This is a genomic window from Peribacillus sp. QJM3NY_7 (genome assembly GCF_056173225.1).
In genome coordinates this window covers 2285690-2308767 of the sequence record NZ_CM149663.1, presented here as the reverse complement: position 1 = coordinate 2308767, position 23078 = coordinate 2285690, and the positions used below count along the sequence as shown (strand labels likewise).

The 23078-nt window shown below is 40.1% G+C and carries 19 protein-coding genes; 4 read left to right on the top strand and 15 right to left on the bottom strand.

All coding sequences use genetic code 11. The features are described from left to right. Positions 1-45: 45 nt before the first annotated feature. From AC0VX1_RS11035 to AC0VX1_RS10975, 13 genes are all read right to left on the bottom strand, one after another. Positions 46-1041, bottom strand: a complete 996-nt coding sequence (locus tag AC0VX1_RS11035; RefSeq protein WP_475471219.1) for a 5-oxoprolinase subunit C family protein — start codon at positions 1039-1041, stop codon at positions 46-48. Then, the gene (pxpB, locus tag AC0VX1_RS11030) at positions 1038-1796 is read right to left on the bottom strand and encodes a 5-oxoprolinase subunit PxpB (protein WP_413008168.1); all 759 of its coding nucleotides are present in this window, start codon (positions 1794-1796) and stop codon (positions 1038-1040) included. The genes AC0VX1_RS11035 and pxpB overlap by 4 nt, the downstream gene beginning before the upstream one ends. Positions 1797-1818: 22 nt before the next feature. Beyond that, entirely contained in the window at positions 1819-2610 is a 792-nt protein-coding gene (locus tag AC0VX1_RS11025; RefSeq protein ID WP_475471216.1) for a putative hydro-lyase, read from the bottom strand. A gap of 90 nt (positions 2611-2700) precedes the next feature. Further along, on the bottom strand, positions 2701-3840 hold the full coding sequence (locus tag AC0VX1_RS11020) for an NRAMP family divalent metal transporter (protein ID WP_475471754.1): 1140 nt from the start codon (positions 3838-3840) through the stop codon (positions 2701-2703). A gap of 121 nt (positions 3841-3961) precedes the next feature. Then, positions 3962-4720, bottom strand: coding sequence for a 5-oxoprolinase subunit PxpA (gene pxpA, locus AC0VX1_RS11015; protein WP_063593195.1), 759 nt, complete (start codon positions 4718-4720; stop codon positions 3962-3964). A 259-nt stretch (positions 4721-4979) separates the two neighbouring features. After that, positions 4980-6104 carry an N-methyl-L-tryptophan oxidase gene (gene solA / locus AC0VX1_RS11010; protein WP_475471214.1) on the bottom strand — a complete coding sequence of 375 codons (1125 nt, stop codon included), beginning with the start codon at positions 6102-6104 and terminating at the stop codon, positions 4980-4982. 94 nt (positions 6105-6198) lie between these two features. After that, positions 6199-7758 carry a histidine ammonia-lyase gene (hutH, locus tag AC0VX1_RS11005; protein WP_475471212.1) on the bottom strand — a complete coding sequence of 520 codons (1560 nt, stop codon included), beginning with the start codon at positions 7756-7758 and terminating at the stop codon, positions 6199-6201. 81 nt (positions 7759-7839) lie between these two features. After that, a complete protein-coding gene (locus AC0VX1_RS11000) occupies positions 7840-9222 on the bottom strand; it encodes an MFS transporter (protein ID WP_413024346.1) in 1383 nt (460 codons plus the stop codon). A 214-nt stretch (positions 9223-9436) separates the two neighbouring features. After that, positions 9437-9589, bottom strand: a complete 153-nt coding sequence (locus AC0VX1_RS10995; protein ID WP_164468791.1) for a hypothetical protein — start codon at positions 9587-9589, stop codon at positions 9437-9439. A 226-nt stretch (positions 9590-9815) separates the two neighbouring features. Beyond that, entirely contained in the window at positions 9816-11114 is a 1299-nt protein-coding gene (gene hutI, locus AC0VX1_RS10990) for an imidazolonepropionase (protein ID WP_475471210.1), read from the bottom strand. Then, positions 11111-12787: a urocanate hydratase gene (gene hutU, locus AC0VX1_RS10985; protein WP_048677985.1), complete on the bottom strand. Its 1677-nt coding sequence runs from the start codon at positions 12785-12787 to the stop codon at positions 11111-11113. Before hutU ends, hutI begins: the two co-directional genes overlap by 4 nt. 536 nt (positions 12788-13323) lie before the next feature. After that, entirely contained in the window at positions 13324-14793 is a 1470-nt protein-coding gene (locus AC0VX1_RS10980; RefSeq protein WP_475471208.1) for a helix-turn-helix transcriptional regulator, read from the bottom strand. Between the two features lie 304 nt (positions 14794-15097). Beyond that, positions 15098-16417: an MFS transporter gene (locus AC0VX1_RS10975; protein ID WP_475471206.1), complete on the bottom strand. Its 1320-nt coding sequence runs from the start codon at positions 16415-16417 to the stop codon at positions 15098-15100. Between the two features lie 442 nt (positions 16418-16859). Here AC0VX1_RS10975 and AC0VX1_RS10970 point away from each other — a divergent pair, with 442 nt between their 5' ends. From AC0VX1_RS10970 to AC0VX1_RS10960, 3 genes are all read left to right on the top strand, one after another. Then, positions 16860-17465, top strand: coding sequence for a TetR/AcrR family transcriptional regulator (locus AC0VX1_RS10970; protein WP_413002767.1), 606 nt, complete (start codon positions 16860-16862; stop codon positions 17463-17465). 154 nt (positions 17466-17619) lie between these two features. Continuing rightward, positions 17620-19062, top strand: a complete 1443-nt coding sequence (locus AC0VX1_RS10965) for an FAD-binding protein (protein WP_475471204.1) — start codon at positions 17620-17622, stop codon at positions 19060-19062. After that, complete coding sequence (locus tag AC0VX1_RS10960; RefSeq protein ID WP_364280223.1) at positions 19059-19628, top strand: MFS transporter; 570 nt, start codon at positions 19059-19061, stop codon at positions 19626-19628. The genes AC0VX1_RS10965 and AC0VX1_RS10960 overlap by 4 nt, the downstream gene beginning before the upstream one ends. 137 nt (positions 19629-19765) lie before the next feature. Here the strand turns inward: AC0VX1_RS10960 and AC0VX1_RS10955 are convergent, their stop codons facing one another. Both AC0VX1_RS10955 and AC0VX1_RS10950 read right to left on the bottom strand, forming a co-directional pair. Continuing rightward, positions 19766-20659, bottom strand: coding sequence for a DMT family transporter (locus tag AC0VX1_RS10955; protein WP_063576525.1), 894 nt, complete (start codon positions 20657-20659; stop codon positions 19766-19768). Further along, positions 20659-21615 (bottom strand): DMT family transporter, encoded by a 957-nt coding sequence (locus AC0VX1_RS10950; protein WP_475471202.1) that lies wholly within the window; start codon positions 21613-21615, stop codon positions 20659-20661. Before AC0VX1_RS10950 ends, AC0VX1_RS10955 begins: the two co-directional genes overlap by 1 nt. A gap of 115 nt (positions 21616-21730) precedes the next feature. Here AC0VX1_RS10950 and AC0VX1_RS10945 point away from each other — a divergent pair, with 115 nt between their 5' ends. Next, positions 21731-23074 carry an aminotransferase-like domain-containing protein gene (locus AC0VX1_RS10945; protein WP_475471201.1) on the top strand — a complete coding sequence of 448 codons (1344 nt, stop codon included), beginning with the start codon at positions 21731-21733 and terminating at the stop codon, positions 23072-23074. Positions 23075-23078: the final 4 nt, after the last annotated feature.

Here is a 23078-nt window from a genome sequence, read left to right as displayed (position 1 = left end):
CCCTTTAAGAGTACTTTCTCATCTTTTGCGTTAATTGTAGAAGCATTATATATCCAGCCATTTTTTCAAGGCCAATGAAATTGAAACTTTCAATTCCTTCAATTGCCGTTCTTTTTGAAGGAACAGCCGTTCAGCCTCCTTTAAATTCACCCGTGAGAACTGAATCGATTCCCCTGGTTTAACCTGAGCGATAATTGGTAAATCCGCCGTAATCACCTGAGCTATCTTAGGATATCCGCCCGTTGTTTGGCTATCTGAAAGGAGGATGATCGGATTTCCATCTGGAGGAACCTGAACGGACCCATTTGTAACCGCTTCAGATAATAACTCCCCATTATCCTTTAATTTCAGTGCAGGGCCCGATATTCTATATCCCATGCGGTCGGATTGATTGGAAACTTTAAATAGCCTCTCTACAAAACTATCTTTACTTGAATCTGTGAAATATTCATATTGGCTTCCATCGATGAAACGGATGTGAGGTTTTCCTCCTGGCATGAACTCCTTCTCATTGACAAACCACTTTGGGAAGGAAAATGAACCTTTGAACGTTCGATCATCAAGATTCTTCGAAGGTTCATTAAACTGCAAGACATCGTCAACCTTTAATGCCCTCCCCATATAACCGCCAATCCCAGCCCTTAGATATGTGCTTTTACTCTCCATAATTTCAGGAATAGCAAAGCCTCCCGCTACAGTTAAGTACGCCCTGCAACCTGATTTACACCCTTCAAATCGAAGAATCGATCCATTTTTCACAAGAAGGGGCTTCCACATCGGTACCACCTTATTATCAAGTGTAGGTGATAAATTTCCACCTGTTATCGAAATCAGGCAATTTTTCTCTACTTTAATGGTCGGACCCATTAATGTAATTTCCAAGGCCGCTTCTCCTTCTTCATTGCCAACCAACATATTGGCAATTCGTAAAGAATGTGCATCCATCGCCCCGCTTACAATCACCCCATGTTGCTTGAATCCTTTTCTTCCAAGATCCTGTATACTGGTCAATAATCCCGGTTTGATTACGCGCAGGCTCACTGTATCCCCTCCTTAAGAATCATTTCTTTATATTCTTGATCCGTAATCGGATGGAACTTCACAATGTCCCCTGCTTGTAATAGACTTGGAGGATTTACATTTGGTAAAAATAGTTTGGTTGGCGTTTGTCCGATCAATTGCCATCCACCAGGCGTTGATATGGGATATACTCCCGTTTGCATACCGGCAATCCCTACTGCCCCTGCCGGAATGGTCATTCGGGGAGAGGAACGCCTAGGTGTCGCGATGTTCTCTGAAAGTCCGCCAAGAAACGGGAAACCCGGTGCGAACCCGATCATATAAGCCAAATATTCACCGGTTGAATGAATATGAATGACTTCATCAGTAGTCAAATCATTATAGCGTGCAACATATTCCAGATCGGGTCCATATTCATACCCATAGCACACGGGAATGGTAACCGTTCGATGTATCAGTTTCTTATCTTCTTTTAAATCCTGTAATTTCATTTCCAAGATGGAACGGACCACTTCAAAGGGAGATATGGTTTCATTACCATTGCTTTTATTTTGTTCCTTATGAATAACCAGTGGATCATAAAAAACCGTCAAATTGGTATAAGCCGGTACACATTCTATAAACCCTGCAAAAGGTTCATCTTCCAGCAAATCCTTTAACAATTTTATTTTTTTGTGAACGCTGTATTCCATTCCATTCCCGAATGTTATCACGATTGCGGAATCGCCTAATGGAGAAAGTGTACATGCAGTTTTTTTCAAAAGCTTTTCCGGCATAGGAATCATCTCTTTCTGTCAGTTATAAAACTCCTAATTTTTCATCACGAATGTCCGTTATGAACATATATCCAGGTGCATGCGTGATCATGATCTCCGGTTTAGTTTCCATAGCAATGGATTGAGGTGTTACACCACATGCCCAAAATACCGGGACTTCCCCTTCACGAACCGTTACTGGATCACCAAAATCCGGATGCTGAATGCTGGAAACACCGATCACTTCAGGGTCGCCAATATGGATTGGAGCGCCATGAACGGCCGGAAACCGCGATGTCACCTGAGCTGCCCTCACCACATCCTTTTGTGGAATCGGCCTCATGCTAGCCACCATTTTCCCATGAAAAATCCCTGCTTCAATACAAGGGATATTGGTTTTATACATTGGTACATTGCATCCCTCTTCAATATGACGAATCGATATATCATTGTTTAAAAGGGCGTGTTCGAATGTAAAGCTGCACCCAATTAAAAATCCAACCATATCCTCTTCCCAGTAGTTTGAGATATCCGTTACTTCTTCCACTAATTCTCCATATTTATATACCCTATATTTCGGAATATCGGTGCGGATATCCCCAGACCTCGCTGCAAATGCGGGAATGGGTGAACCAATTTCCGTAACATCCAGCAATGGACAGGATTTAGGGTTACGCTGACAGAATAATAAGAAATCAAAAGCATGCTCTTTTTTTAAGATGGCTAAGTTCGCCTGTGCATAACCGTTAGCCATGCCAGCGGTCGGCTTTATCAATTCGTTGTTTCGAATCATTGAACGCAACTCAGCCGGGGTAGCTTGAGAAAGATCAATCATTAGTATTCATCTCCTATTAAAAAGTGGCAGAAAGTGACAAACTGGCACGCCACTTCCACTTTTATTTATTGGATTTTCATTCATTAATCATTAAAAAAGTGCTGGAAGTTGTTTCATTAATGTATATACACCCATCAACGCCATGATGACTACCACGAATACCCCGGAAATCGTTAACCATAAAGGATGCTTATAATCACCCACGATATTTTTCTTATATGCGGCAATTAGCAATGTTCCAAGAGCAATTGGTAAGATGAGTCCATTAATGGCCCCAACTATAAGCAATACTTTAACCGGTTGACCAATCAATAGAAAGCAAATGGTCGATACGGCTATAAAGCCAATGATTATCCAGTTAGCCTTCTTATTTATCTTTTCGCTGAAAGTTCTGACAAATGAAACCGAAGTATATGCAGCTCCAACAACAGATGTGATAGCTGCTGCCCACATGACGATACCGAAGATTTTATATCCTATATCACCCGCAGCCAGTTGAAAAACGGATGCTGCAGGGTTATCCGGATTAATTTGTAATCCTTTCGATACAACACCCAGTACTGCCAGAAATAAGGCAACGCGCATGACAGTCGTTATGAGGATCCCCATTACCGAGCTCTTCGTGACCTGTGGTAATGAGTCAACGCCCTTCACTCCTGCATCCAATAGACGATGGCCCCCCGCAAAAGTAATATAGCCGCCTACAGATCCGCCCACTAATGTAACGATGGCGATAATATCGATTTTATCAGGAGCAAAGGTCTTCACTACCGCTTCCCCTACAGGAGGAGAGGTTGTCCAAGCAACGTAAATCATCAAACAAATCATGAAAAATCCAGCGATTTGCGTAAAACGGTCCATCGCTTTTCCTGCTTCTTTCACTACAAAAATCAGTACGGCGATGACTGCGCTTATTGCCGCCCCCGTAGTTGGGGATATTCCCGTCATCGCATTCAGACCTAATCCGGCTCCTGCGATATTTCCAATATTAAATGCCAGCCCGCCCATGACGATCAGCGCTGCCAGTACATAACCCAGCCCAGGAAGGACCATGTTTGCAATCTCTTGACCCCGCTTTTCGGATACAGCAATAATCCGCCATACATTAGTTTGGGCAAATATATCAAGAATGACCGAAATAAGAATAACGAAACCGAAACTTGCCGCAAGACTTTGGGTATAAACGGTCGTTTGCATTAAAAAACCTGGTCCTATTGCCGAAGTTGCCATTAGGAATGCTGCACCTAACAATAAAGTGCGGTTCGTTTTTGGCTTAGTCAAATTCTTTTTCTGTGCTGTTGTATTTTTGATTGGCTCCAATTGAATCTGCCTCCTGATTGTTTAGTTTTTTTCAAGAAAAGGACTTGACTGTTATTTCAGATAATTGCAAAGACTCCCTAACATGCCGTGCAAAGGATAAAGCATGTGCCCCGTCCCCGTGAATACAAATGGTATCTGCTTTTAAAGCCACATCTGAGCCTTGCTGGGACAGTACCTTCCCTTCCTTCACCATGCGAATGACTTGGGCAACCGCAACATCATCGTTTTCAATCAGTGCGTCCTTTTCCAATCGGGAAGTCAATGAACCATCATGTTGGTACGTGCGATCGGCAAATACTTCACTCCCAGTTTGCAATCCGATAGCCTGTCCGGCGCGTATTAATTCACTGCCCGACAAACCAAATAAAATAAGTTCGGGATTCACTTTATATACCGCTTCGGCAATGGCCATGGATAACTCCTTGTTCTTTGCGGCCATATTGTACAAAGCCCCATGCGGTTTCACATGCTGCATGCTTCCGCCTTCGGATTGCAGGAAGCCATTTAATGCTCCAATTTGATAGACGACAATATCATAAGCTTCCTGTGGAGAAATATTCATATTGCGTCTGCCAAATCCTATTAAATCCTGTAAACCTGGGTGGGCTCCGATTTTGACTTCTTTTCCTAAAGCAAGCTGAACCGTTTTTCTCATGACTGTCGGATCACCAGCGTGGAATCCACAAGCTACATTAACAGATGTTACATAATCTAAAATCTCTTGATCATTACCCATCCGGTAAGCGCCAAAACTTTCTCCTAAATCACAATTCAAATCAACCTTGTTCATACTACCCTCTCCTTTAATAACGGAAATTTTAGTAAACCATAAAAATATGTAAGTCCTCTTTCAATCATTCACAGCGTATGTTCCGTAATTCGGAACTTCAGTTTCATATTTCGGAATATTCTCATTCTAGCATATTTTAATTATTTCGACAATATTTTGTTAGAAAACCTAACATTACAGATTGATAAAAAAAGCCGTTGTTCCCTTTGAAAGGAAGCAACGGCCATGATTACAGCTTTTAAGTTTGGAGTCTATTAATTCAAAATCGGTTAATCGAAAACAATGAAATATCTTCCTTGGTCGTACCGGAGATAATCAAGTCACTCAAAATTTCTCCCATGACACTGCTGAATTTAAAACCGTGTCCAGAGAAACCTGCCGCTATAGCAATATGTGGATAATAAGGATGTTTATCCACTATAAAATGCTCATCAGGGGTCATGGTGTAGATGCAAGTTTTCCCATATTTCATTTTTTGATCAGCAGGCATATATTGCCCTAAAAACCTCATCAAATCTCCCTCATCCTCATCCAATTCACCAAAACCCTTGATACAGCCATCAGGATTTATCCGCTGTCCTCCATCATGTCTCCCTATTTTCAGCCCAGAACCATTTATACTAGGAAAGCCATAATATGTACCAACTGAAGTATCAAAAGTAAAAGCCGGAAAATCATTATGATTATATAATTTTTCATTTGCATGAAACCAGGCAAATGTTTTTCTGATGGGTTCCAGCGGGAGATTCAAATCTAACATCGCCAATATTTTCGGTGCCCACGCCCCAACTGCAACCACTAAAGATTCCGAGTGGAATGTCTGTCCATCTGTTATAACCGTGACCCCGTTACCATGAGCAACTATCTTCCTTACTTCACTGTTTACAATGATGTCGGCACCATGGGATTTCGCAAGTTGTTGATACGCCCTTAAGCACTCTTCACTTTTCAACACGCCCGAAGTCGATTCATAGCACCCAATGTAGTCTTCCGGCAGTGTTATTCCTGGCCACCTACCATGAATTTCTTGGTAATCCAATATTTTCATAGGTAAACCATATTCCTTTGATCCTGCTTTCACTTGTTTAATGAAAGTGGAATTTTGGCTTCCAGCATTCAGGACCCCCGTTGGAAGAAATAATGGTTGACCCGAAATTCTTTCCAATTCACCCCAAAGCTTTTGTGATTTAAGTGCCAAAGAAACATACTCCCTGCCTTCACCATAAGCATGCCTAATAATTCTTGTTTCCCCGTGATGGCTCCCCTTATTATGAGGAGGAGCAAAGGAATCCAATAATAATACTTTTTGTCCTTTTTTTGATAGATAATAACCTGAAGACATTCCCATGGATCCAGCTCCAATTACAATTACATCATAATGCATCTTTCATCCCTCCTCCTTTAAATATGGTCCTTCATTTTAAAAAAAGGAAGCCATTTTACCTTATAAAATAAAGTAAAACAGCTTCCACATGGTTTTAGAACTCTATTTCCCCGATTGCCCTTTCAACGAGCTTCACTATTTCCCCTTCATGAATTTGCCTATAAATCGCTTCAATGTCAGGATGAAAAAAGCGATCTTCTTCAACCATCGGGACCTCGCTCCGAACTAAATGATATACCTCCTCCGTAACCGGTGACGGTTTCAAAGGTAGATGAAAATCCATTGCTTGCGTTGCCGTCATCAGTTCAATGGCTAAAATATATTCAAGTTTCTTCGAAATCCGATATGCTTTCCTCGAAGCAAAATAGGCAAAACTTATCACGTCTTCTTGATTTGCACATGTAGGGATATTATCTATTGTCGCTGGATGCGAGAGCACCCTGATTTCATTTAATAGCCCGGCAGCTGTATATTGCGGAATCATATAGCCGCTATTTAAACCTGGATTAACCACTAAGAAATTAGGTAATTCACTAAGGTGATGGTTTACAAGGCGATCTATTCTGCGTTCTGTTATTTTTGCTAAGTTTGCTAACGCTATGGATATCGCATCCGCATAAATCCCAACAAATGAACCATCAAAATTCCCAGCCATCAGGCCAATTCCATCTTCCTCTTCAGGAAAAATCAGAGGATTGTCACTTACAGAGTTCATTTCATTCTCGATTGATACAGCAGCGTCTTTCAATACTCTTTTTATGGCTCCATGGACTTGAGGAATGCATCGTAAGCTAAGTGCATCTTGTAATCTATGTTCCTTGTATGTATCAATGATTTGGCTGCCTTCAAGAATCCTTGATACATTTCTGGCTGTCTTAGCCTGTTCCTCATGTTTTTTCAATGAGTGGGGACGAGGATCAAATGCTTTTATAGTACCTTTCAGCACTTCTAAGGACATGGCTCCCGTAATGTCAGCGGTTTTCGCCGCCTGCATGCTATTGTATAAAGCCAGGACAGCCATCGCAGTGACGGAAGTAGTCCCGCTTGTAAGTGCCAATCCTTCTTTAGCACCTAACGTAACAGGTGCTAATCCCGCTTTCCTTAAAGCTTCCATGCCAGGTATGAGCTCATCTTCATACCATGCCTTCCCTTCACCCATCACCACTAAGGCCATGTGAGCTTCTGGAGAAAGATACCCCACTGACCCATCACCTGGAACAAACGGAATGATATCGTGATTTAATAGTGAAGCAATTAGATTTAATACCTGTAAACGAACTCCTGAATACCCTTGGCCTAAATTCACTAGTATCATCAACTGAATGGCCCTTACGACTTCTTTTTCAAGAGTTTCCCCAACAGAAACGGCATGTGAACGAACAATATTCCGTTGAAGGGTTTCTGCGTCCTTTGGAGAAATCACCTCGGTCATATTACTGCCAAAACCCGTAGTTACACCATAAATCAATCGATTTTCATCTAAAAACTTGTCTATTAAGCTACGTGATTTATTCACCCTATCACAATATGTTTGTGTAAAGGAAACCATCGCCCCATATCTTGCAACCGCAATTACCTCTTCGATTGAGACTTCACCATCACCTAGTACAACCTCTTTAATATCCTTCGGTTGTAAACAATCGGCAGTTGTCATCCTTATACATCTCCTCTCCTATGACTTATCAAGAAGGAGAAAAAAGTTTTGGTCCTTCTCATTTATTTACTGGAAGTTATCTTATGTTATTTTTTCATTTTTTGTAAAGGGAATGGTTCCTTTCGGAGAATTCTCCGTTTCCAGCAATGGGTCACTTGCTTCATGTAATGAAAGATTCTTCGTTTCAGGTGCCCAGGCTATCGATACGATCAAGCCCACCAGCAGAATGGCTGCCATTCCTGCCATTGAGGCACTTAATCCGAATGAACTTAAAGAAACAGGCAGCAGAAATGTTCCAATCGCAGAACCAATCCGACTAATTGCCGTAACCATACCTATTCCCGAGCCACGGATTTCAGTTGGAAAAAGCTCTGCTGGGTATACTAGTGTAAGGTTCGATGCTGCTGACATGAAAAAAGTAAAAATCAAGAAGGCTACCAACATTAAGAATTGAGAACCATTGTGTAAGAAGCTGAGTGAAAACAATGAAACAGTAAGGATCGTGAAAGCCCCGATGGTAAATCCTCTACGAGAAAATTTTGCTAGCAGCCAAAGACCAATAATTGCCCCAACAAGCAAGAATAGATTTAACATGGTATCGGCAAAAAAGTTCTGTTCAAACCCCATTGTACTAAGGATGGAAGGCAGGAAAGTATAAATGGCAAAGTATGGAATAACGAGAGTCAATTTGAATATTCCACCAAAAGCCAACCGCTTACGAAGCCTTTTACTGAAAAGCCCACGAAACCCCAGAGTCTTTTGATTTTCTGTGCCGGTCGCCGTTTCTCCCATTTCAACGTTCGCTCCAAGGTGTTTTTTTACGATTTGGCGAGCTTCTTCGACACGTCCCATGCTGACAAGCCACCTTGGTGATTCAGGTGTTCCTATTCTTAAGATTAAAACCACAATTGCCGGAATGGCTGCGCTGACAAGCATCCAACGCCATGAGTCTGAACCAACCTGGCCCAAGTAATGACCAACAAAGTTTGATGCAACATATCCAAGCGTCCACACTACGTTTATAGACGCGAGGAGCGAGGAGCGATACTTTTTGGGAGAAAACTCGGCAAGTAAAGTCGTACCTACAGCGTAATCCCCTCCAAGTCCAAAACCAATCAACAACCGTAAAATAAAAAGCTCTTCTGGGCTGCTAACAAAAAATTGTAAAATGGTAGCTACCGTGATGAGTAAAAAGTTTACGAGAAAGATTTTCTGTCGGCCTACACGGTCAGAAAGTCTTCCAAGTATTAAAGATCCCGCAAACAGACCGATTAAAGCAGAGCTGCCGATCAGCCCTGTCCACAATGAATTCATATTCATCTGAGGCCCGAATACTGTCAGGGCCATCGCAATGATCCCTAGAGAATAGCCATCACAAAAACTGGAACCGAATGTGAGTCCTGCAATTCGAAAATGAAACCTATTAAACGGGGCATCGTCAATCGTGAATTTTTGTTCGTTCAAAGAATCTCCTCCATTTTTTGATTTATCAGATATATTGATTCATAAAAAACACCAGAACTGTAACACGCCATGAGTGGCGAAGAAATTGAATGGAACGATTAAGCTTAATACTATAAAAAAATTGAGCAAAGAATATTATAAAAATATACTCTTTTTATAAACTATATCAAATCATTCTACCTTTTAATTTCTATCTACTATATGAAAATATAGTTTAAGATTCAATCAATTGTTTATCATTGAAATAAATGACTTCACTAAGGATTTTACAGCCTTCCATTACCTCAAATCTATCCCTTGCTTCCTTTTCTGTGCTAAACTCAAACATTTTTATGCCATTTTTCGAATGGATAGTGATTATCCACATAAAACTCCCTCCACATGGAAGATTCATTTCCACGAATTCCTTAAAACACTTTCATTTAATCTCACTGTAAAGTGGTAAAGTGTTTAATGCTGAAAATGGGTAGGATGATAAATCATCATCCTACCATTCAGCACGATTACATTTGTTAATACTTCCAAAAGCCCATTCCATCCCCTGAATTTTTCAGCGGATGGAATAGGTAGACATTGATTGAGAATACTGACTTTTAAAGGCCCGTCAGGCTTTTGGAATCAGACTTCACTTTATCATTCACAACTTGAACACCGTTTTTCCATACTGTCTTAACATGGTTAACCCCAAATAAATATTGCAACTCCTGATAGTTTTCAACATTCCATAAAACGACATCCGCTTGTTTTCCGACTTCAAGGGATCCGACCCTTTCTTGCCTGTTGATTGCACAAGCAGCATTGTAGGTCGCCGCCGTAAGAGCTTCTGCAGGGGTAAGCCGCATCGAAATGCATGCCAGATTCATGACAAGCGGCATGGATGTCGTAGGTGAAGATCCGGGATTGCAATCGGTCGAAATGGCAACAGCCACACCTTTATCAACCATTCGTCGTCCTGGGGCCGCTTCTTCCCGTAAATACAAGGCGGTGGCTGGAAGCAAGCAAGCAATCGTGCCTGACTTCGCCATAGCAGTAATCCCCTCATCGGAAGCTTTTAACAAATGCTCAGCTGAAATGGCTCCTATCTTCGCAGCTAATTCAGCTCCACCGTATGGCTCAATTTCATCAGCATGAATTTTAGGGATCAAGCCGTACTTTTTCCCCGCCTTTAAAATCCGCTCTGATTGTTCAGGGGTAAAAACCCCTTTTTCACAAAAGACATCATTGAATTCAGCAAGCTTTTCTTCAGCGACGATTGGAAGCATATCATTAATCAGATGATCGACAAATTCATCCTCACGGCCTTTATAATCCTTTGGAACTGCATGGGCTCCCATGAAGGTAGGAACTAGGTCAATCGGATGCTCTTCCTGTAACTTCTTCATCACCCGCAACTGCTTCAATTCAGTTTCCAAATTCATTCCATAGCCGCTTTTACCTTCTACTGTAGTCACACCATGAGCGAGAAACGAATCAAGGCGTCGTATGGTTTGTTCCATCAACTCTTCTTCACTTGCTTCCCTTGTCATGCGGGTGGTTGCATGAATGCCCCCTCCCCCGTTCATGATGTCCATATATGTTGCACCTTCCAGACGCATTTCGAATTCACGCTCACGACTTCCCCCATATACAACATGCGTATGGGGATCAACAAGCCCTGGTGTCACCAAATGGCCAGTAGCATCGAAAACTTCAGCTTCATGCATTCTATCAGCATAGAGTTTTTCCAATTCCTTGGTTGTCCCGACAGCTTGGATCAACCCTGATTCCATCCATATACTTCCATCCTCTATCAAACCAAGCTCCGACATTCCCTCTTTGGAACGCGGACCTTTCCTTTCAGAGGTAAGGGTAGCAAGTTGAGTGGCATGTTTTATCCAAATTGGCTTTGTCATTTTTTATCAATTCCTTTACCAAGCATCGGGATATTAATACCTCTTTCACGGGCTGTTTCCTCTGCAAGTTCATATCCTGCATCAACATGGCGCACAACGCCCATCCCAGGGTCCGTTGTCAGCACTCGCTCAATCCTTGCTGCTGCTTCTTCGGTGCCGTCTGCCACAATTACCACGCCAGCATGCATGGAGTATCCCATTCCTACGCCACCGCCATGATGTACGGATACCCAGGTTGCACCGCCCACTGCATTCACCATTGCATTTAAGATCGGCCAGTCAGCCACTACATCCGAACCATCCTTCATTGCTTCCGTTTCACGATTCGGCGAAGCGACAGATCCTGAATCCAAATGGTCACGTCCAATCACGATCGGGGCCTTCAATTCACCGCTTGCAACCATATCATTAAGGATTTTACCAAAACGGGCGCGCTCCCCATAACCAAGCCAGCAAATACGGGAAGGAAGACCTTGGAACTGGATTTTGTCTTGAGCCATTCTAATCCAGTTACATAAATGCTCATTATCAGCGAATTCACGTAAAATGGCTTGGTCTGTTTTATAAATATCTTCTGGATCTCCAGATAAAGCGACCCAACGGAATGGACCTTTTCCTTCACAAAATTGTGGACGGATATATGCTGGAACGAAGCCAGGGAAGTCAAAAGCATTTTCTACGCCTTCATCTTTGGCAACTTGACGGATATTATTGCCATAATCAAACGTCACGGCTCCTTTTTCCATCATTTCAAGCATCGCTCTTACATGTTTGGCCATTGAAGCTTTAGAGAGTTTAATATACTCTTCTGGATTGGCATTCCTTAATTCTGCCGCTTCCACCATTGACATACCTGAAGGTGTATATCCATTAAGCGGATCATGGGCGGAAGTCTGATCCGTCAAGACATCCGGAATGAAGTTCCTTGCAATCATTTCCGGTAGAATATCTGAAGCATTCCCAATCAAACCAATCGATAATGCTTTTCCTGCAAGTTTAGCTTCTTTGGCTAAACGAATGGCTTCATCCAAAGAATCCGTTTTCACATCGGTATAACGAGTCTCGATTCTCCGGTCAATTCTTGTTTCATCAACATCAATTCCGATACAGACCCCGCCGTTCATCGTAACTGCCAGTGGCTGTGCACCACCCATGCCGCCTAGACCAGCCGTAAGAGTGATGGTGCCTTTCAACGAATTATTGAAATGTTGTTTTGCTAGCTCGGCAAATGTCTCGTATGTACCTTGTACGATGCCTTGAGAGCCAATATATATCCAGCTGCCTGCTGTCATTTGCCCATACATCATCAATCCCTTTTTATCAAGTTCATGGAATGTTTCCCAGTTCGCATACGCCGGGACGATATTTGAATTGGCAATCAGGACACGGGGTGCATCCGTATGCGTTTTAAAAATGGCCACCGGTTTCCCTGATTGGACAAGTAAAGTTTCATCTTCTTCAAGCTCTTTTAGTGATTTGACGATTGCATCAAAGCATTCCCAGTTACGTGCTGCTTTCCCAATCCCTCCATATACCACCAAATCCTCAGGACGTTCGGCGACTTCAGGATCCAAATTATTCATCAGCATTCTAAGCACTGCCTCTTGTTGCCAACCTTTCGTATTCAAATCAGTGCCTCTATAGCGTATAACCTTGTTTGTAATCGTATTCATTTCTCATTTCCCCCTTGTTTTTGTTATATTTTCATTCTATAAGAAAAATTCAGAATAATTTATTATAATTTAATGATAATTTTATAATTTGTTTCAATATTTTTTATTTAACTTTATTATTTTATGAATAATCCCATTAATTACATTGTTATGAAATAAATAAAAAAGGACGATTCATTTATTGAATCGTCCTTTTTTAGACTGTAGACAAACTATAACTTTGATTTCCTCTCCAGGCACTCGCTTTCCGCGGGCGGTCCGGGAGCCTCCTCGGCGCCTTTGCGCCTGCGGGGTCTCCCCTGGACTAGCTTTTCCCGCAGGAGTCTCGAACATCCGCTCCAATCAACTTGTTTTAACATTTAGATATAACCCTTTTGCCTAAAGTCTTCATTGTTTTAATATAGCATTAATAAAACTTGAAGTGATGAGGATGCTTTCTTAACATGATTCTTTATAAGGTCAACTGGAATTTTTTAATCCGAACCCCTTTTGTCTACAAACTGAAAGGACGATTCATTTTATTGAATCGTCCTTTTTTATAATCCAGACCGATATGCTGATGGTGTACACCCTTCAAGCAGTTTGAATTTGGCATTGAAATAAGTTTGATGTGAATAGCCGGCCAATTGTGAGATTTCCTCCAATGATAAATCCGTTTCCTTTAATAAACGTTTAGCTTCCCTAATTCGAACTTGATGCAGCGTATTTCGAAAAGACTCGCCGGATTCAGCCGCAAAACGACGGCTGAGTGTGCTTTTATTGATACGCAGAGTATCTGCACAACTCGCTAGATTCCACTGTGCGTCCCAATAGTTGGACTCGATCAGTTCCCTTGCCTTTTCGCTGATTGTGCGTGCCCCTTCCTGTAATTGTCCATGATCCTGCAGAAGCATATGGGTGGTGAACGCATGCAGCTCTTTCACTATTTGATGGATGACAGGTTTATGTACAATTTGCTGAAATACATCATAGTATATGGCTTCCAGGGAAGCATTTTGCAAGTTGTATGATTTCATATGCCTGCGAATCTGTGCAAGTACGCTTGTAAGGCGGATACGAACGATTTCCGGGTCGGGGTATGGTCGTTCAAAGGTAAGGAATTCACGTTCAATCCAGTTCCTGATGGCCTTCGCATCCCGCCTTTCGAGCATTTCTATCCATAGTCTTTGTTCAAGAGGAGTGAGGAATGGATCCATCTCTCGAGGGGAAGTCTGTTGACTTTCGGCTAAGATGATATCATATCCATCAAAAAAGATTTGTCTCGTAAATTCACGAGTTTGCTGATACATCCTTTTTAAAGACTCATCTGAAGTTGCCACCTTTATTATGATGGCAAGGGGCTCATCCATTCTTTCTTTCCAATGGGCAAGGAAAGCCTGATACTCTTCCTTATATATCTCCATTTCCTTTGTTTCCTGGACACATAAAATAAAATCCGATAAAGCGAAGATTTGATTCTTCCCAGTAAAAGAATATCGTTGCAGTTCATCATAAACTAAAGGAAGGGTCTTGTTATCAGGTGTCAAGAAAGCGACCATGGTTATACGGCTTTCATGCTTCCGGTCTGTCAAGAAGAAATCTGGATACCCAATATCCAAAGCATTCTCATCATCCATGGTGTTTGACGAGATAAGACCTGGACCATTTCTCAATTGAAAACGTAATTGTTGGATATGTTTTACCAAATCCGCCGAAGAAAAAGGACGGAATAAAACATCTTCAGCACGATAACGTAAGGCTCGATAAGCCGTTTGAAAGATTCGCTCAGATGAAATCCCTAACCATCGAATTCCCCTCCTCTTTAACGAAACACCCATCGCCTCACTTTCATCCGTCCAAATATCCATATCCAAAATAACGAATTCTGGTTGCTGATTGCGCATTCCCTTTTCGAATTCTTCAATCGTTCTCCATAAGATCAGTCTAACCCCCGTTAAGTGGGACTCCACGATCCAACGAATTCCTTGAGCCTCAATCTCATCTTTTGCCACCAAATGAATTTCCACATCATCACCTCATTTCTGCTGTTATTCCCCTAATGAATAATATGAAGTCAGCACATGAATAGAAAAGGAATCCCTGATCTTTTCGAAAGCACTTTCATCTCATCTCCATTCTAATCCCGCCGAAAACTACAAACAAGTCTTATTAGGCAGAACCCGCGATTTAGATTAAACTTTGATATGCTCAACTGGTATTCCCACCCCATATATATGTGCTTAAATAAAAAAAGAAACATCATGGAAACGCTATGATTTCCAATGATGTTTCTTTTTTAATCACTTTTAATCTTCCATACATTTAGAACCTTTATAATCGATTAATATTGACTTCAACTTCTTTACCTATGTTTTCATCTGAAGCACCTGTCAATTTTAATGATAATAGGGTGATGACACCTATTATAAGTAATCCGGATAAAATAAACATTCCTTGAGTAAAGGCAACAGTTCCGAGAATCATCGGTCCCACAAAACCGCCTAAAGCCGCAAATGAATTGACTATGGCTATTCCAACTGGGGCAGTGGACTCAGTGAAGAAAAATGTCATATAGGCAAAGAAACATCCACTGAACCCGTATAATCCGAAAGATGTAATCGTTAACATAAGCACCATTATAAAAACACTATTTGAAAAGCCGCACCCGATAAATCCGACAACCGCTATCATGAGGCAAACGAGCAAATGTGTTTTATGTTCATTGGTCCGATCTGAATTCCAGCCTACAAACATAACGGCAGGTATACCGACTAACGATGGAATCATCGCTAACCAGCCTATTTCTAAATTAGTTGTTGCGTTTTCCGATAAAGATTTTATGATGGTTGGCATCCAGAATGACAATCCATAGATGGATGTGTATCCTGCAAAATAAAAAAGGGCCAACTTCCAGATTTTCGAATCTTTCAGCATATCAAGCTTCGTGACTTTATTTATTTTCGAGCTAACTTTTCTTTCCGCACTCAATTCCCCCTCTAACCAATCACTTTCTTCCTTTGATAACCATTTAGCGTTAGACGGTCTATTAGTTAAATAGAAAACAACAACAATTCCTATAATAATGGCCGGAATGCCTTCAAGAATGAACATCCATCTCCACCCTGCCATACCGAACCAGGAAATATTGTCAAGAATCCATGTCGACACAGGCGCACCAATCAATCCGCCAATCGGTAGGGCCAAAAGCAAAACCGCTGTTGCCCGCCCTCTTTCGCGGGCCCTGAACCAATACGTTAAATACAAAATTATACCAGGGAAAAAACCAGCTTCGGCAACACCTAATAAAAAACGGAGAATATATAAATGCATCGTTGTTTGGGCAAATCCTGTTAATATTACCACAAGCCCCCACGAAATCATTATTCGGGCAATCCATATCCGAGCTCCCACTTTATGCATGATCATGTTGCTAGGAACTTCAAAAAAGAAATAGCCGATGAAGAAAATACCAGAAAGCAATCCAAAAACTTCAGCGGATAAGGCTAATTCTGCATTCATTTGTAAAGCAGCATAGCCTAAATTGACCCTGTCCAAGTAAGCGATGATATACAAAAGCAGGATAAATGGAAGAATGCGTTTCATCGTCTTACTGATCGTTCGTTTCTCTATTTCACCACTGGAATGATTCAAGATTATTTCCTCCCTTTCATGCTACTATTTCCCAAAAAAGTTTACCATACAACTCTTTTCCAGCTTCCCGACACTCTGGTTCATTCCTAGCTCTCAATTTATCCTGAAAACCACCACCCTCCATTTATATATACTGAATCCAACAATATTATAAATACAATCCATATACTTAGGGCTAAAGAGGAATAAGCCTTTCTGCAAGACAGTAACCGATTGTATAGAAATCCTTGAAAAACCTCCTATTTAAACTGAATTAACCTTCTCCATACTTGACCCTAAAACTTTGTAAGCGCTTTCCGAATGCGTGAAAATCATTTAAGATAGCGTTGTGATTATTCATGATCTACGTTAGATTAAATAGACCAGCAATCATTTAACTAGACTGTAGTCTGATATTAAACTATATAGGAATATTCTGTCAATTATCATTTGGAGGATTTTTATGATTGAACCCAGAAAGAAACAACTTAGGGGAGAAAAGACTCGTGAAAAAATTTTACAAATATCTCTAAAGCTATTCAGCGAAAAAGGTTACGAGAAAGTTACCGTTGACGAAATCGTGAAAAAAAGCGGCACATCAAAAGGGTCATTTTACCAACACTTTTCAGCGAAATCGGACATTTTTTTAGTGAGATTCATAGAAGTCGATGATTACTATCGCGAAGTCTTCCGTTCGTTCCCAGTCGATATGGACGCTACCGAGAAATTGTTTATTTTCATTCGCAAATTGATGCGTTTTCTGGAAGTAGAAATGGGCAAAGATTTAATGAAAGTGATTTACAGTTCCGCTTTAGATTCGAAAGAACATACTTACTTTTTAAATTCAAACCGCTCACTCTTCAAAATCATTCGTTCAATAATTGAAGAGGCGAAAGAACAAAACGACATTGGCACTGACCAATCAGTTAACGAAATTTCACAACTTATCATCCAAAGCCTGATGGGAATCATCTATCATTGGGGATTAAACAACTCAGAACAAAGCTTGGAATCACTATCCATACCGCTAACCAAAACAATCATTAATGGACTGAAAACTAAGAACTAATACATAAATCAAAAGATTCATTTCTAAATATCTGACATTTAATTCAATATTAACCCCAATCTTACTGAATGGTCAGGGAAACTCCATTAATATAAAAGGTTCATACATTTTCTTTATTTCAATTAAGTGTCAAACAAAGTAAACGAGGAGTAGAATGCCAGATATCATGAAACGATTTTTATTTATCACCCTATATGCACTATTATTTGGATTATCGCTGCAGGCTTTTAATTTCAAGCTTGACCACCCTATTGCCAAAGATATAAGCCGTCTGATGCCAGTTAAAATGAAAGTGATAAAGGCAGAAGATAGTGAAGAAGAAATCAAAAAAGTCGTTTTGGATGCCGAAAAAAACGATGATCCCATTTCCATTGCCGGAATGCAGCATAGCCAAGGAGGGCAGACATTATATCCAAACGGGATTCTGCTCGATATGAAGAACTATGATAAAATACTTGATTTGGATGTAAAAGAAAAACGCATTACGGTCCAAAGCGGTGCAACCTGGGCTGCTCTTCAGGAATACATCAACCCATATGGACTTGCACTGAAGGTCAGTCAATCTCAAAACATTTTTACCATTGGCGGTTCTTTGAGCGTTAATGTCCATGGTCGGGATATCCGTCATCATGCCTTGATAGAAACCGTGGAATCTTTTAGATTGCTTGACGCAAAAGGACAAATCCTAACAGTGAGCCGCGAAGAAAATTCGGAGCTCTTCCATACGGTTATTGGCGGGTATGGATTGTTTGGGGTCATACTCGATGTAACACTCCACCTTACCGATGACGAACTTTATAACATTAAAACTAAATCACTTCATTATGATCAATATACGTCGTACTTTAAAAGAGAAGTTCTTAAAAATGATGATGTTAAAATGCATCTTGCAAGAATATCTGTTGCTCCTGACTCCTATTTGGATGAAATGTATGTAACGGATTATTATAGGGCAAATGACCAAACAAGGCTATCTGACTACAATACTCTCAAACGGGAAACGATCATTGCCGTGCCTAAATTCTTTCTTGGCCTCTCACGTTTTAATGACTGGGGTAAAAAAAGGTTTTGGGAAACTCAAAAAACCTACACGGCCAATATTGATGGCAACTTGGTTTCGAGGAATAATGTGATGCGGTCGGATTCAGCATTCATGGATTACAGCAACACCACCAAAACTGAAGTGCTGCAAGAATACTTCGTTCCGATTGATCAATATGCTGATTATATCGATGACTTAAGAAGAACCTTATCTGATGAGAAAGATTTTAATTTATTAAATATCACAATTCGTTATGTGGAACATAATGATGAATCACTCATGTCCTATTCCAAGGATGATATGTTCGCTTTAGTGATGCTCATCAATCAAGGGACAGATGACGAAAGCAAGGATAATACAGGAAGGGTCATCCGTAACATGATCGATGTGACGCTTGACCATAACGGCAGCTACTACCTGCCCTATTATGGGTACCCAACCAAGACACAATTATTTGAAGCGTATCCGCGGACTGAGGAATTCTTTCGATTAAAGAAGAAATATGATCCTGATAATCGCTTCATGAATATTTTCTATGAGGAGTATCATCCATGAATTATAAACGTTTTATTTTTTACCAAGGCACTGTTGGAATGGCTGCCAGCATGATTTTCCCCTTTTATATATTGCTAATCAAAAATGTAGGCACCAGTTATTCGCAATTCGGGTGGGCATATGGAATATTCTCATTGACTGCAGCGCTTAGCTATCCTTTAATCGGAAAATTCACTGACAAAACAGGTGACAAGGCCTTTCTCCTTATCTATTCATGGGGGATGGCACTTATCCTGCTTGCCTTTCCTCTCGCATATGAAATTTGGCATGTCTATCTCTTGCAAATCATTATGGGAGTACTTGGGGCAGTACAAAGAAACACTGAAAAAACGGTACTGGCAAGATATGTAACGAAAAAAACCGCGGGTGCGGAAATCGGGAAATACCATGTTTGGACATCCGTCGGTGCTGCAGTTGCGGTGATTGCAACTGGATATTTAGTCGACTTTTTAACGATCGGCAGCATCTTTTACATAGCCTCCCTTATGTTTGCCTGGAGTGGATTTATTATAATGAAGATGGAGAAAAATACATCACAATCTAATGCAGAAAAACTAAAAATATAAGCATTTATTACTGGTTATAGCCAATAAATCAGTTACCCCTTTTAAAAGAAAAGCATCTGCATCAACCTCAGCAGATGCTTCTTTTACCATATATTCATTTGCTAATCAAAAAACTAAAAATGATCTTACAAAAAATATTAAACCTGCTGCCCATTTTTCAATTTGATAATTATTTTTTCGTCCAAAAAAACTAATGACATCATTATTATACCCATTCCAATCAATTGATGAATGGACAACGCTTCATGTAAAAAGAAAAACCCTAAAATCATTCCGATGACTGGCACTATATAATTACTATATGAAGTAAATAATGCGCCTTCTTGCCGAATCAGCCTGTTAAATAATGCATAAACAACACCTGCATGGAAAATGCCTAAAATCGCTAAGTAGATAGATTGAGATCGTGCTATATCCAATTTGAAAGATTGCTCAAACAAAAGGGACATGGGTATGAGCAATGCACTGGCAATCAGTAATACATTTCTCATATGAATGACGGAAGAACCCTCGTTTAATTTCTCCATAAAAATCAATGATAATCCAAAACTCATAGCAGCCAATATCATGAGGATGTTCCCCTGAATACTGTTAGAAAGGTCTTGGATTCCTTGTGTCGGCCAGGAAAGGAAGACAATACCTGCAAATCCGAATAGGATACTTGTAATCTGCGGCCTTGTGCTTTTTCTTTTGAAAAATGCTAGTAAAAAAAGGATGGTAAAGATGGGAACCATTCCAATCAGCACCGCTGCGATACTGCTAGGCACCGATTTCTGGCCTTGTGCAATAAAAACGAATGGGAGTACAACCTCGAAAAAAGCAATGATAATATACCATTTATAATAACCCCTGGGTACTTTTCGCTCTTCTTTTGATAAAAACAAACCAAAGAAGAGTAAACAGATACCGCCGATGCATGCTTTGATGGCTGATAATGTAATAACCCCAACATTTTCTATGACTAATGCAATAAAGAAAAATTGAGATCCCCATATACCACTAATCAAGAGTAACAATACATATTTATTCATTACTTTACCTCCCTTTTCAGCAATGGGTCGGCAAAAGTCTTACTATTATGCTTGGATTGAATTCCACCAAAATAATTCGTGCCGATTACCCCAGCAAGAATGATCATTGCACCTATTACATGATAATAATGAATCGATTCATGTAAGAAAATCACCCCTGCCATTATTGTAATCAATGTCGCTAAATTACTAAAAACGCTCATTTTAGATGCTGGTAATATAGATAATGTATAGTTTGATAAAAAAGCAGTAAGCAAAGACGATAATACCCCAAGATATACGATTGAAATGAGGAATGCACTACTTGTGAAGGGTAATAAAAAGCTACTGATGGAATGGTTAATTATATGGTTAATGACGGCCATACTATTAAAAGTCACAAAACCAAAGAAAGTCATCACATACGTTAACGTAAATAGTGAATATTGCTTTGTTACCTTCCTCGCTATCACATTATAAAGAGCGGCGGCAATCGAGGATAATAAGATCAGGATCGTTCCTTTCCAACTGTGAGCCGCATGTTGCAAGTCATTCATGACAAAGATAAAGATAACCCCCGTAACAGATAAATAAAGAAAAAATTTCTGAGCTCTACCTGCGTATTCTTTCAAAAATAATGAAGCTGATAATAACGTAAAAATTGGTATGGTCGCTTGGATAATACCCGCTTCTGAAGATGAGGTATAAATGAGACCAAACACTTGAAATGTAAAAAATAAAATTGGAAAAAGGAACACCAACGGAAGAATTTTCACAGAATCCTTTGCACTCATTTTCACTGATGTCCTCCTTAATAGCTTAATAATTATGGCGATCAAGAAAGCCATCGTAAATCGATGTGCCAATGTATCTAGCGGACTAGCTTCCATTAATGATATTTTTGTAAAGAAAAATGAAAATCCAATAATAATGGCATAAAGTATCGCCGCAAGATAGGCTTTTTTATTTTCTGGCATATTGAGTAATCCTCCTTTTCAACACCCGGCCGGTTGTTAGTATCGTATTAAAAGTTCCACTACGATACAATACAAATATGAAGCATCTGTAACGGTACAGTTTTAGGAGGTAATCATGCTAAAATACGTAGCTTTGTTTAATGAATTTGAATCTCTCATCCAGAATGGAAGGCTCAAAGCGGGCTTTAAACTCCCATCTATCCGTCAATTAAGCGATCAACATCAATGTAGTAAAAGTACAGTCTTGAAAGCCCTGCAAGAATTGGAAAAGAGGCATTTAATCTACGCCGTTCCTAAAAGCGGATATTATGTCGTACAAAAAGAATTTGATGGTAAAAGCGAACCCACATCGGACATCGACTTTGTTACCTCCGCTCCCGCTTGGCATCAATTTCCGTATCATGACTTTCAACATTGCATTAACAAAGCCATCGATACCTATCAGCAAGAATTGTTTATCTATGGCACTCCAAAAGGACTGCCCTCTTTAATTAAAGTGATACAAAAACAATTAGAGCAGTATCAGGTTTTCGCAAAAGAAGAACAGATTTTCATTACTTCTGGCGTGCAGCAAGCACTTTCCTTATTAACGTTAATCCCCTTTCCAAATGAACGTACTCATATACTTGTTGAGCAGCCTAGTTATCATCTATTTGTGGAGCAATTGAAAGCGTACAAGATTTCCGTGCTAGGAATCGAACGAACAGCAGAAGGTATTGATTTAGGGGAGTTAGAACGGATTTTTAGTGATCAGGAAATCAAATTCTTTTATACGATGCCTCGTTTTCATAATCCGTTAGGGACTTCTTATTCTAAAATGGAAAGAGTGGAGATACTAAAACTTGCAGTAAAGTATGGAGTCTATATTGTAGAAGATGATTATTTAGCAGATTTCGAAGAAAATATGAAGGTAGACCCTATTTTTTCCGAGGATACCGATAACATGGTCATTTATTTAAAAAGCTTCTCAAAAATAATGTTTCCAGGATTACGCATAGGTGTTGCCGTATTGCCTAAACCATTAACGGAGAGCTTCCAACTATATAAAAGAACGTCTGATATTGATAGTTCCATGATTTCACAAGCAGCATTGGAAATCTACATAAAAAGCGGTATGTTTAAACACCATAGAAACCAAGTGCGCCTTTCCTATTCATTGCGTGCAAACTTGCTATATGATGCTCTAGAAAAGCACTCTGCTTCAGGCTTTTATCGCCCATCATCCATATGTATGAACGCTCATATCGTACTGCCTCAACGTTTAAATAGTACTTACCTCATCAATAACTTACAGAATCAACATGTACTGGTAGAGACGATGGGTCAAAATTATTTAGATAGCTTTCCCCAGGAAAAAACACTAAAATTAAACGTGTCCAATACAAATATACAAAAACTTGAGCAAGGAATTGCTCTTATTTTCAATGAATTGAATAAAAAGGAGAATTATTACTTATAAAACT